The 12403-nt window shown below is 55.8% G+C and carries 10 protein-coding genes; 4 read left to right on the top strand and 6 right to left on the bottom strand.

The genetic code is table 11. The annotated features are described in order from the left end of the window. Positions 1-83 precede the first annotated feature (83 nt). From NB063_RS27150 to NB063_RS27140, 3 genes are read right to left on the bottom strand one after another with little or no spacing between them, the layout of a single operon-like run. Complete coding sequence (locus tag NB063_RS27150; protein ID WP_250932200.1) at positions 84-1580, bottom strand: sensor histidine kinase; 1497 nt, start codon at positions 1578-1580, stop codon at positions 84-86. Then, positions 1570-2223: a response regulator transcription factor gene (locus NB063_RS27145; protein WP_250932199.1), complete on the bottom strand. Its 654-nt coding sequence runs from the start codon at positions 2221-2223 to the stop codon at positions 1570-1572. Before NB063_RS27145 ends, NB063_RS27150 begins: the two co-directional genes overlap by 11 nt. Positions 2224-2237: 14 nt before the next feature. Continuing rightward, positions 2238-3206: an EF-hand domain-containing protein gene (locus NB063_RS27140; protein WP_250932198.1), complete on the bottom strand. Its 969-nt coding sequence runs from the start codon at positions 3204-3206 to the stop codon at positions 2238-2240. Between the two features lie 280 nt (positions 3207-3486). Between NB063_RS27140 and NB063_RS27135 the strand changes: the two genes are divergently transcribed. After that, positions 3487-4788, top strand: coding sequence for a Gfo/Idh/MocA family protein (locus tag NB063_RS27135; protein WP_250932197.1), 1302 nt, complete (start codon positions 3487-3489; stop codon positions 4786-4788). A gap of 415 nt (positions 4789-5203) precedes the next feature. Here NB063_RS27135 and NB063_RS27130 read toward each other — a convergent pair whose 3' ends face one another. Further along, positions 5204-6007: a PIG-L deacetylase family protein gene (locus NB063_RS27130; RefSeq protein WP_250932196.1), complete on the bottom strand. Its 804-nt coding sequence runs from the start codon at positions 6005-6007 to the stop codon at positions 5204-5206. Between the two features lie 65 nt (positions 6008-6072). Continuing rightward, a complete protein-coding gene (gene nagB, locus NB063_RS27125) occupies positions 6073-6861 on the bottom strand; it encodes a glucosamine-6-phosphate deaminase (RefSeq protein ID WP_250932195.1) in 789 nt (262 codons plus the stop codon). A 637-nt stretch (positions 6862-7498) separates the two neighbouring features. Here nagB and NB063_RS27120 point away from each other — a divergent pair. Continuing rightward, a complete protein-coding gene (locus NB063_RS27120) occupies positions 7499-8377 on the top strand; it encodes an AraC family transcriptional regulator (protein ID WP_250932194.1) in 879 nt (292 codons plus the stop codon). A gap of 212 nt (positions 8378-8589) precedes the next feature. Beyond that, entirely contained in the window at positions 8590-9954 is a 1365-nt protein-coding gene (locus NB063_RS27115; protein WP_250932193.1) for a Gfo/Idh/MocA family protein, read from the top strand. Between the two features lie 72 nt (positions 9955-10026). Here NB063_RS27115 and NB063_RS27110 read toward each other — a convergent pair whose 3' ends face one another. Next, positions 10027-11667: a vitamin K epoxide reductase family protein gene (locus tag NB063_RS27110; RefSeq protein ID WP_250932192.1), complete on the bottom strand. Its 1641-nt coding sequence runs from the start codon at positions 11665-11667 to the stop codon at positions 10027-10029. 371 nt (positions 11668-12038) lie between these two features. Between NB063_RS27110 and NB063_RS27105 the strand changes: the two genes are divergently transcribed. Continuing rightward, positions 12039-12374, top strand: coding sequence for an Hpt domain-containing protein (locus NB063_RS27105; protein ID WP_250932191.1), 336 nt, complete (start codon positions 12039-12041; stop codon positions 12372-12374). Positions 12375-12403: the final 29 nt, after the last annotated feature.

Below are 12403 nucleotides of genomic sequence, written 5' to 3'. Positions count from 1 at the left end.
GAGATTCCCGCCAATCTGCCCCCATGTTGTAGTCGGACACCCCAAATTCGTCGAGGGTGACCGCCGGCGAGTACCGTCGGCTGCTAACCCCCGTTTTCACGTGGAAATGGGGGGATGGTGGGTGCGGGTGTCTCCGGTTTCGTCAGCGGTAAACGGATTTCAAAGTCGCTGCCTTGCCCCGGTTCGCTCCGCACGGTGATGGTTCCTTGGTGGAGCCGCACGATGCTGTGGCTAATCGAAAGCCCCAATCCGCTGCCGCCGGAATCGCTGCGGCTACGATCCTGTTCGATTCGGTAGAAACGGTCGAAAATCTTGCCGAGGTGTTCGGACGCAATGCCAGGGCCGTGGTCGACGATATGGATATGAGCGAAATCGCCATCCGCGGTCAGCGTGATCTGAATCGTTTCCCCGATGGGGCTGTGGGAAATCGCGTTGCCCAAGACGTTGCGGATAACCTGGGCGAGTTGAGTGGCGTCGCCGTGAACGTGAATCGATTGCTCGAGCGCGTGCTCAAGTAAAAGTGCTCGTTTCGTCGCAAGCGGCTTCAGTTCTTCGATAACCCCGAGTACGGTTTCCGTAATCTCGATCGTTGTGAAATTCGGCTGCATGTTTGCATCAAGTCTCGCGAGCGTTAGCAGCGATTCAACGAGATCGGTCATCCGCCGAGTCGCCCGTTGGCAAACCTCAATCGTTTCGCGGTAGTCGCTTTCACTGCGAGGTTTCGAGAGTGCGAGTTGTTGATGCATGTTCATTACCGAAAGCGGCGTTCGCAATTCGTGGGACGCGTCGGACGTGAACTGTGACTGGCGTTGGAAGGCGGCTTCGAGTCGTTCAAATGTTTGGTTGAGAGTGTTGGCGAGGCCGGCGAACTCGCGATCCATTGATTCCGCGTTCACGCGATCGGAAAGTTGGCTAGCCGAAATTCGCTCGGCGACGATCGCGATTTGTCCAATTGGCGCGACCGCACGCCCCGACGCGAGCCATCCGCCGAGCAACCCGACGCCGAGTAACAACAGTCCGATTCCTGATAGTATCCACGCGAGTTCCTGCAGATCGCGGAAATCGGTCCCGAGATATCGGCCTGCAAGCACGATCGAATCGGCCGGGCCTTGCACGAACGCTTCTCTCCATTCGCCTTGAAAGCGATACGTGATATCGGAGGATGCATCTTGTGGCGGGTAATCGACTGCCGGTGGGATTCGTTCGAACGCATGAGTTGATGATTTCAGTACGCGGCCGTCGGTTGCAATGATTGCAAAGTAGGGTGCTTCGAATCGGTGACGGATCCGTCGAGGCGTGAACGTATCGGGGACACGCAGCGATTCCCAGATCTCGCTCGCAATCGTTTTGTTTGTAGGATCAGGCTGCTCGCCAGAACCGATGTTCGCGAGAATATCGACTGGCATTGCGGCGAGTTGCGAAGAGAGCACCTCGACGGCGGATGATAACTCGCGATCAATCTCTCTCATCCGCCATCGGCTTTGTTGCCAGTAGGCGGCTGAGGCGAACCCGACGATAACGAGCGTCAGGATCGCCGCGTGCCAGATCTGGATCCGGAGGCGAAGTGATTTAATTGCCAACGAGATACCCTTCGCCTCGGCGCGTTTTTACAAAATCTTTGCCGAGTTTGGAACGAATCCGTGAGATATACACGTCGACCAGATTGGACATCGAGTCATGGTTTTCGTCGAACAGATGGTCGTAGATGAACGTGCGTGTAACGAGTCGTCCGCGTTTCATCGCTAACAACTCAACCAAAGCGTACTCGCGAGCGGTCAACTCAATCGGCTCGTTATCCTTCGTCACTAACCTAGCGGTTGTGTTAATGGCGAGGTCACCGAATCGAATGATGGGATCGGCCACCTCGTGACTGCGTCGGATGATTGCTCGCAACCGCGCGAGTAGCTCGGAAAGATCAAACGGTTTGACGAGATAGTCATCTGCTCCGAGGTCGAGCCCCGAGACACGATCATCCACCGTGTCGAGGGCTGTCAAAAACAAGACGGGTGTCGATTGTTTGGTTCTCAACTGCCGTAGGATTTCCCTGCCGCTGAGATTGGGCAACATGATGTCCAAGACGATCGCGTCATACGGCCATGCCATCGCTCGAGCGAGTGCTTCGTTGCCTTCACTCGCGTGGTCGACCGCATAGCCTTCCTCACGCAACGCCTGAGTCAAGCCTAAGAGCAAATCGGGATCGTCTTCGACTACCAATACTCGCATCGACGGATTGCCTTTTAGGTGTTCGTTGCTTGTTCAATCGTAATCGAAGCGATGCGTCCATTGCTTTCAAGGTCTTCGCCGAATTCAAGTTCACACTTCAGTTGCACGTCTTCGAATCCCGCGACACGGATGCGTGGTGTGGAGATGTATCCCGCTCCACCATTGTCGACCCGGACACTCAAGAGTTTTCCGTTTTCAATTACCGGAGTGACGCTCGCTTCGCGATGTTGCCAAAGTTCTCCGCTTTCGGGGCGATATCGATACCAATTCGATACTTCGTCCAACCGATCATTCGTGACGCCGTGGGGTTTGAGTGCATTCATCAACACTTCCTTATTCGCACGTGCGCGTTGCGGGGTGGGGTGACCGCCGCGGGCAGGTTGCACCTTCGAGAAGGCTTGGCGAAAAACATCGTCTTCCACGCCGAGGGCGGCCGCGATCAGTTTAACGGGTCGGCCGCCATCTCGCGGGTCCGTTTTGTAACCTCGGTCAATCACGACCTTGCCAACTGGTTGCTTGCTCATGTCAATCTCCTTGTGGGATGCGTCAGCCGTGTTGTTATTATTCTCGCGGGGAGGAGCGAGGTTGCCTTGGGGACGGTCGTTTGGTGGGGCGTTGGGGCCGGGGTGTTTGGGACGCGGCAGTTCCTCGTGGGTCAGCTTTCCATCGCGGTTGTTATCCATCTCGTGCAGCATCGGGGTGGCTGCCTCGATTTCATCACGCGATAGTTCGCCGTCGTGATCGTTGTCGAAAAGTTCGAGCAACGGATGAGGTGGGCGTTCGTGATCGTCAGCGTTGGTGTACGGATGGTTGGCCGGCGGCGGACCGGGACGCCTCCCGCCATCGCTGCATTCGTATCGGTTTAGATCGCGACCGTTCTCATCTCCAATAGGATGCGTCTCCGCCATTTGACTCCATGCGAGGGCGCTGATCGAGCAGAAGAGAAAAAGGACAATTGCGGTTCCGATTCCTTGTAGTTTCATGTTTTCGTCCCAGATACTTGGTTGTGCGTTCAGTGTCGCAGCGTTTTCTGCGATTCCGAATGCATTCTGCCATCCGAACCTGAAACGAACGTGAACGAATGGCTGTCGTGAAAAAGTTTTTTGTCAGTGAGTGGTAATGAAGAATAAAGTTGCGAGCCGCGTCGGGGTGTTTTTTCGCCGTCGTCGAAGCTCAAATGCGGTCCGTCTATTACGAGACGCTACGTGAGCACTTACAATGTGGGACCGCCCATTTCCCACCGATTCCTCAGCGAGGCCCACCATGTCGCATCTGATTTCCCGTCGTAACATTCTTCGCGGCGCAGCCGCCGCGTCGGCAAGTGTCGCTTTCTACCATGGCACCTCCCCCCGACGCGCGTCGGCCGCCGACAGCCCCAACGAAAAACTAAATATCGCCTGCATCGGAGTGGGGGGGCGCGGGGCGGCAAACGTGAGCGGTGTCCGAAGCCAGAACTTGGTCGCGATGGTGGACGTGGACGAACAGAGAGCGAGTGGATCGCTCCAGAGATTTCCGAACGCACGCCGGTTCACCGACTTTCGCAAAATGTTCGACGAGATCGGTAGCAGCCTCGATGCCGTGGTGATCAGCACGCCGGATCATACGCACTTTCATCCCGCCTACACGGCGATGCAGTTGGGATTGCACGTCTATCTCGAAAAACCACTCGCGCACACGGTTTACGAAACACGCACGTTGTGTGATCTCGCACGCGAGAAGAAATTAGCAACGCAACTCGGTGCACAACGTCACGCGATCCCGAACATGCATCGTGTCGTTGAGCTAATTCAATCGGGCGCGATTGGCAAAGTGACTGAGGTTCACAGCTGGGTTGGTGGCGAACGTGGGATGCCACCGATCCCCACTGGCACGCCCGATGTTCCGGCCACGCTCGATTACGACTTATGGGTCGGTCCGGCGAAGTATCGTCCCTATCATCCGACCATTTGTCCGTACGGATGGCGTTTCTGGTGGGAGTATGGAACGGGCGAAACAGGGAATTGGGGATGCCATATTCTCGACATCCCCTACTGGGCTCTCGGATTGAAGACCCCCGTGCGAGTCGACGCGGTGGGACCAGACGTGGATGCTGAGCGGACGCCCAAATCGATGCACGTCACCTACCGCTTTGCCGAGACCAATCAAGGTTCACCGGTCGATCTGCATTGGTACCACGGTTCGCCGCAAGACGTGATTAAAAAACACGGCGTTGATTTGAAGGGGGCAAACACAATCTTTGTGGGGGATCAGGGTGTTTTGATTTGCGGTTTTAGTAATCGCAAACTGTATCCCGAAGAGAAATTTGCCGACTTTAAGGCACCTGAACCGTTCATTCCCGATTCACCCGGTTTCTACAACGAATGGATCTCCGCTTGCAAAGGCGGCGAAGCGGCAACGTGTCACTTCGGCTATTCCGGACCGATGGCGGAAACCGTGTTGCTGGGAAATGTCGCCTACCGGGCGGGCGGCTTCGATTGGGATGCCGAGTCGCTGCAAACCGTCGGCAACACCGCCGCTCAAAACCTGATCCAAAGCGTGTATCGTAAAGGTTGGGAGATCGGCTGAAGATAACGCCGGTCAGCGGTCTGGGCGAGCAACGGCGCGGACGATTTTCCTGTCGTCAAAAACAGCATGTGTCAGAGCAGGCCTTGATCAACTCGCGTTGATCGGGGCATCGATTCGTCACGCCCCAGCCACGTGCGACGGGGGGTTTTGCGACGCTTCTCAGAGCCGAGTGTGGAACGCGCGAACGGAGTCAAACGCCAACGGTAGAAAGCAGCTAGAGCATCTCCAAAATTGAGATCGCACGTAGGGTCAGTTCCAGCCGGTCAGAAAACGAGGCCGCCCGTTGGGAAGTGAACCTACGTCGTTTACAAAATTGCTCTAGATGTTTTTCCGTCTCTGTGTACTGGTTCAAAAGTTCTTTGGCGTTTGTTCCTTTTATTTCACAGGTGAAAGCGTGCTTTTGGGATGTGTGATCTTAGGCGGTCGCCGATTTGCGGCTTTGGAGTCTCGGATTCGATCGTGGTAATAGCTCGGTAAGGATGTCGTATGCGGGGTGGGCGTGTCCTCGGTGCTGAACAAAGACTTCTCCAAAATCAAACCCGCTTTCTTGACCACGTCGCGATGAATATTCCCGCATGGCGATCAGGTACTCGTCGATTCCGTTGTGTTGTCTTAGCCAGCTTCGTTGGCTCTCATGGCATGCCAGCATTCGCGACTTGAGTTCGAACTGTTTCGAGATGTCAATCCGCGTCGTTGGCTCGATCGGATCGCCCAATCGGTCGACGCCGCCGTGGCCGTCGCAGTAGTAGAGATAGGGAACCATCGATCCTGGCAGGAGTGGGCGGTCAGATGCGTTGGGCGTGGCATAGACGAAGCTCGCGGCGCGACCGAGCTGGCCGGTGACTTCATGGTCCGAATGGTAGTCAGACATCGGCATCGTAATCACGACGGAGGGCGCGACCTCACGAAACAAATCGATGCTTTTCTGCAGCGCCGTACGGTCGCAAACAAGACGTCCATCGGGCTCATGAAGACAGTGGTAGGTGGCGCCAATGAGTTCCGCGGCTTTGACGGATTCTCGTATGCGGATTGCTGAGATCTCTTCAGGGGAGAGCGTTGCCGTCCCACAGTCCCCTGCGGTTGCGGTCGCGATGTGAATTTCCCAGCCGAGCTGACTGAGTCGAGCCAGCGTCCCGCCGCAAGCGATCTCGGCGTCATCGGGATGTGCCATGAAAGCCAAGACGACTTTGCGAATTGGGTCGGGCGCGGTGTCTGCCATGCTGCGGTGTCCTGTCTGCAATGTATGTGATTGATATGCGTGGGATCGCTCGTGTCTGCGATGCCCTAGCTGAGGCTTAATTGTGCGGCGGAGGTTTCGTCTAACCAGAATTCCACGTTGCTGTGGTGATGTAGGAAGGTCGCCGGCACGGACTCGCTGACTGTGCCCTCGGTTGCCCGAGCGACGATGCTGGCTTTGCTGCTTCCGAAGGCCAGCAAGATGATTCGTCGAGCTTGCATGATCGTGCCAACGCCCATCGTGATCGCTTGCCGCGGCACATTCTCAATTCCCGAATACGCACTTGCGGCATCCTCGCGTGTGACGTCATTGAGCGTGACCAAGCGAGTGCGGGAGTCGAGCGTCGAACCCGGTTCATTGAATCCGATATGACCGGCTCGACCGATGCCGAGCAATTGAAGGTCGAGTCCTCCTCTGGCCGCGATTTTTTGTTCGTAACCATCACAGTAAGCAGCGACATCATCGAGCGAAATCGTGCCATCGGGGATGTGAACGTTTTCGGCAGGGATGTCGATGTGATCGAATAGTTGCTCGTTCATAAAGCGAACGTAACTTTGGGCCGCCGTCGGTTGCATCGGATAGTATTCGTCGAGATTGAACGTGACGACGTTCCTAAAGGACAAGCCTTCTTCGCGGTGCATGCGAATCAGTTCGGCGTAGACGTCCAGCGGTGTTGACCCGGTGGCCAATCCGAGAACGCATGTTTGCCCGTCGGACTCACGCAGACGAATCAGGTCGGCGATCTCTCGTGCGACAGCTTGGCTAGCCTCCAATCCTGACGTCAAAACTTGGGACGGGATACCTCGTTTGGCAGGGCAGAGCGGGTCAACTGGCATGGGGCCAAGGTTCCTAGGTGGGGGATGGATTGCGAATTTGAACGCGTGACGGTTGCGTAAGCGTTGTTCTGGATGGGTAAGAGTTTAGAACGCAAGGCGGTTCCAACTCTAACACTAGAACAGCAAAACGTGGCACGTTCTGTGCGCGACAGGGGTGAGGCCGATTGCGATCCCTTCGGTGCGTCACAACGGGAGCGGGCACTTCCGGTGTTTCGATTTGCAGCGAGTGTTTGTTGAATTGGGAGCTGTTTGAGACTTCGTAAGTCACGGGATGTGTGAGCCGATGCACGAAGGTGGGGGGTAGGTACGGCGCAGAGAGTGTGCCACTCCTTGTCGGTCTTGGAAGAGCCAGCTGATTTCTCTTGACGCGGCTCGATGGGGTACACGAGAAACCGGCCGGCGATTCGGGGGCTCGATCGATCGTGCACTGTCTCGCAGAAGTCGCACGGCGAACGCGCGGACATTGGAATCTGTGTCGCATTCGTGTGACCGATGAGAGCAGCGTCTGTGCTTCAATGGCAAAGAACTGTCAGGGGACACGGACGCTAGGCACCAAGAGGAGGTTTTTTTCTGGAAAGTGAGAGGGCGTCGATTCGATTCGGAAAACTTCGCATTCGCGAGTTGCCATAATTGACGTATGAAACCTTCTTTCGAAAAACTGGTTCCCGACGCCGATCAATCGTTCCGTTGCTTCGACCGCGCGACGCTGACGGCGCCGTTGAAATGGCACCGTCATCCCGAGGTCGAATTGACCTACGTCGAGTCTGGGTCGGGCTCTCGATTGGTGGGCGACCATATCGGCGAGTACTCGGATCATGACCTTGTGTTGGTGGGATCGAATCTTCCACATACCTGGTCATCGGATGCGTTTCGTGACAAGAAGTATGACTTGCACGCGGCGACGGTGGTGCAGTTTCGTCCTGATTTTTTGGGGACTGAATTCTTTGAAGTTGCCGAAATGAAACAGGTTCGTCAGATGCTCGACGACGCGTCGAGTGGCCTGTGGTTTCCCGCCACTGAAGCTCACATCATCGGCAAGCGGATGAATGCGATGATCTCGTTGACTGGCGGCGAGCGTCTGTTGAGTTTGCTCAGTTGCCTCCATGACTTGTCACAATCAGCGGCGTCAAAACCACTCGCGTCGAGCGGATACACGGGGCCGGCGACGCAGGAAGCCGAATCGAGAATTCGTATCGTTTGTGACCATATTCAACAAAATTTTTCGGACCCCGAATTTTCCGCCAGCGAACTTGCTGACTTGCTCTACATGAACGCGTCTGCTTTCAGCCGCTTCTTCAAACAGGCAACCGGACGCACTCCCTCGAGTTATATCAATGAACTTCGCATCGGCTACGCCTGTCGTCAATTGATCGAAACGGACCGGGGTATTCTGCAAATCGGCTTCGATTCCGGATTCTCGAGCACCTCTTACTTCAACCGAACTTTCCGTGCCCTGCGGGATCTCACGCCACGGGAGTATCGTGCCGAATATGCCAAGTTCGGAGAGCCGGCCTAGCGTGAGAACCCGGTTGGCGCACAAGGAGTGCTACCTTTTGCAATCACCGAGTGAGATTTCTCGACGTTGACGAAGCTAGACTTGAAGTCCCCGATGCGGAAGCTGTGCGTCGAACACAAACGATTCGGCCGTCACGGCCAACCAAGTGTTGCGATCGGACTACCGCATTTCACCCCACCAGTCGAACCCACCCCAACTGACAGGAACCGACAATGACCGATATCAACACCAATGGCCTGAAACCTTCAGGTGATCCAGCGGTAGCAACCGGTAGCTCACGACGCGATTTTCTTCGTGATCAACTCGCTGCAAGTGCGACCGTCGTGGGCGGTTGGGCGATGGCGACCAACGCTTCGGCCAGCCAAGCGGAGCCATCTGCTGGTTCTTCGGATGATCAGCCATTGCGGATTGCGTTGGTGGGATGCGGGGGCAGAGGCACCGGTGCCGCAAACGATACGTTGACCATCAACGAAAACATTCAGTTGGTCGCGGTCGCGGATCTCGACATGAGTAAGTGTGAGCAAAAGCGAACCTTGATCTCAAAACGGCACCGAGAGAAGGTTGCCATCCGTGATGACAAAATGTACGCCGGTTTGGACGCCTACAAGCGAGTGTTGGACGACCCCGAAATTGACCTCGTTCTGTTAACGACTTCGCCTGGATTCCGCCCCTATCATATCGCCGAGGCGGTCGAGGCGGGCAAGCATGTGTTTGCCGAAAAGCCGACGTGTGTGGATCCAGCGGGATACCGCGTGTGTCTGGCGGCTCATGAAAAAGCGGTCGCCAACAAGACCGCAATCGTGACGGGAACGCAGTACCGTCGGCAAACGAATTACATCGAAGCGGTCAACAAGATTCGCGAAGGTGCGATCGGCGAGATCGTCAGCGCGACAAGCCGATATTGTTCCAACGGGATTTGGCATAAAGTCCGCAAAGACGGCATGAGTGATCTCGACTTCCAGCTCGACAACTGGATGCACTTCATCTGGCTCTCGGGCGATCAAATCACCGAACAGGCGGTTCACAATATTGACGCGATGAACTGGGTGATGGGCGCGCCGCCTGAGTCTGCGTTTGGTTGCGGAGGAAGGTTTACCCGACCCGATGACAGCGAAATGTGGGATAGTATGTCGATCGACTACCAGTATCCCGGCAACCGCATCCTTTCATTCACCTGCCGCCAAATTCCCGGTGCGACCGGCGACAATGGCAATGTCGTTTATGGAACCGAGGCCATCATGCATATCGGGGCGGGAAGCACCGGTTCACGTATCGTCGATCGCTCGGGTAAAGAATTGTGGTCGTGCAAAGGCAGCATCGCCGACGCTTATAAGCAAGAGCACAAGGATTTGGTCGATTCGATTCGATCAGGAAATCCAATCGTCGAATTGAAGCAGACGGCGGAAAGCTCGCTCACCGCTGTTATGGGACGTATGGCGGCGTACACGGGCAAGCAAGTCGATTGGAACTTTGTTACCGAACGATCCAAACTGGATCTGTTTCCGAAGAATCTGACATCGACTTCGGAAATCACCAGTCCAGGATATGCCATCCCGGGCAAAACGAAGCTGGTCTAGCCAGCACCAAGAGCAACGATGGGCCTTCCGCAGTGTGAAGGCTCATCCTGCAAAACCGCAACTTAAAAAGGCTCATCGAACGTAGCGATCCCAACTGCCGTAGGATTCGGTGACCTTACCTCGCGGGATCGACAGGGCGGCGACCGTGATTCCCATGATCATGCTCGTTACGGCATAGTTGATCGAGGCTTGGTCAACCAGCCATGGTCCGACCGCGAGAGCGAGGGCGAGCACTAGGTTCAGGTAGCGTCCCAAACGTACCACCTCGCCCATGCTGATGACGGAAACGGTCACGATTAGGGCGCCACCGAGGTGGCCAATGTCCGCTGCCGTGGTTGTGATGTCGATTCCGAATAGTGTCGGCATGCACATCACGAAGACTCCCAATCCGGTACATGCCACCAACGTCCAGGGGAAGCTCATGCCCCAAATCGACGCTTTAAAAAGGGAAACCGGTCGGTCAGCAAAACCGATCATGGACGGCGATCGCGAGTCCGCGGTGCAACCATCAGCTTTGCCGCCTTTCCAAAAGATGGCCCACAGCGATCCGTCCCGGTCACCACGTTTTTTGGCTTGACGCACGTGCTGGAACATCGCAACCACTTCATCGACCTCCAATGGAATCATCGGAAGCATCACGAGGGCTGCTAGCAGACAGAGTGAGCACCAAGCATGAACAATCACCGGTTGGGAAATCACCAACACGATATGCGTTAACCCCAGCGGAATGACAAGGACGCCAAAGAAGGCAACCATCCACGGCATCGTTCGCCACCGTGCAGGACTGCCCATGTAGCCCATCAAAAACTCGAAGGTGTAGGAAATCACACCAAGACCGCCGTCGGAGATCGGCCACAGATGCGACATCTGTGAGTTCAATACCTTTTTGGTGCCGCTTTCAAATCCGAAGAACGGGTCCCAGACATAGTCGATGTAGCCCAGTTGAAACATCGCCAGGTAACGCGAAACGATGAATCCTAGAAAACCGGTCACGATCATCACCCAACGCTGCGGCCAGCTCGAAGGATTGTAGCTCCAGCCGGGAGGTTGGGCCGGACCATGCTGCATGTACATGATCATGTTGGGCATGCCCGGAATCAAAATCGTCAGTGCCATGACGAGGATCCCGACGAGAGAATCGTTCGCGTACGACGCCGCCGTGGGTGCCCAAAACAAGACCGGCGCAAACGTCAGCCAGACGCCCACGCCGCAGCAGATCCAGAGACTATACGGGCGGTTAGGTTTGAGCGATCGCCAACCAAAAATCGTCAGCAGAATCCCGCTGAGCACATCGCTGCCGGTCATCAACCAGGCTCGTAGTGCTCGCAGTTCGGCGGTGGAGTCTTCGGCAAACCAGGGCCCTCGTCCGCCGCTCGGATCGACCCATAAGGACTCGTTGAGATAACCGAAATTCAACGGGGCGAGCACCAGCCAAATTCCCAGGAGCGGCAACGTCCAATAGACCCACAACGTCTGCTGGTAGTGCATCTTTAGCATCGACAGTCGCTCCTCGCGACTCATCGCATGATCGTGTTCATTGTGCTGCCGCTGTTCATGCTCGTGTTTCTCGTGATCCCGATGCTCGTGATCTCGATGGTTATTGTCATCTCCGCCGGATTGCACTTCCATTTCAGCCATCGGGCGGGACACGCCACGCGAGCCCATTGGGAGGTGGTTATCGCTGTTCGATTTTTGACCTGGTTGCTCGTTCATCTGCCATTCCGGACGTCTGCACCTTTCACGATCGAATTACTGGGGATGTCACTGACTCTGCGAGCGGCAAGATCGCAGGGTCAGCGATGTCGAGCGGCGACGCAAAATGTGTGCCGGGGTGTTGGGGTAAGCCCTCGCTTTTCGGCGTTGTCCGTAATTGCGGATGCATTTCGCGCTGCTGGTAGTCACGAGCGTTCGAGACGTGATACAACAACGAAATGGGCATCATTTTAGAGTGCGAAATTAAAAATTCACCAGAATGTGGCATGTTCGACCCCTTGGAACCTCGCGGGACAGTCGCCGGCGACCTGGGGTTGAAACGCCCGCCCGCCGGATGAGCCGAAAACACGGGGCACCAAAAGGAAATAGACATGAATGAGCGCGAGTTTCCTGAAGCCCTCAAACGCTGTGGCGGTGATCTCGAATTGTTGGCTTCTACGGCGGTGATGATCGGGGAAGACGTTCCGATCGAGTTAAAGCGACTCACCAAAGCGATCCAAAATGGAGATGCACATCAAGCCGGAGCGAGTGCTCATGCACTGAAGGGGATGTTGGCGACGTTTGAGGAGGGGGCTGCGGTGAACGGGCTGCGGAATGTTGAATCAGCGGCGTTTGGCGGTGACCTTGCTGTTGCCCAAACCAGTCTGGATGGCATCCGTGCTGATATCCTTTCACTTACGGAACGAATTCGGGCAGTCGGCACTTGACTCTGTTTCCATTTCACTTTCGGGTTGAG

The sequence above is a fragment of the Aporhodopirellula aestuarii genome (assembly GCF_023701485.1).
GTDB classification, from domain to species: Bacteria; Planctomycetota; Planctomycetia; order Pirellulales; family Pirellulaceae; genus Rhodopirellula; species Rhodopirellula aestuarii.
The sequence above is the reverse complement of the archived record's forward strand: the minus strand, read 5'-3'. Positions and strand labels throughout refer to the sequence as shown.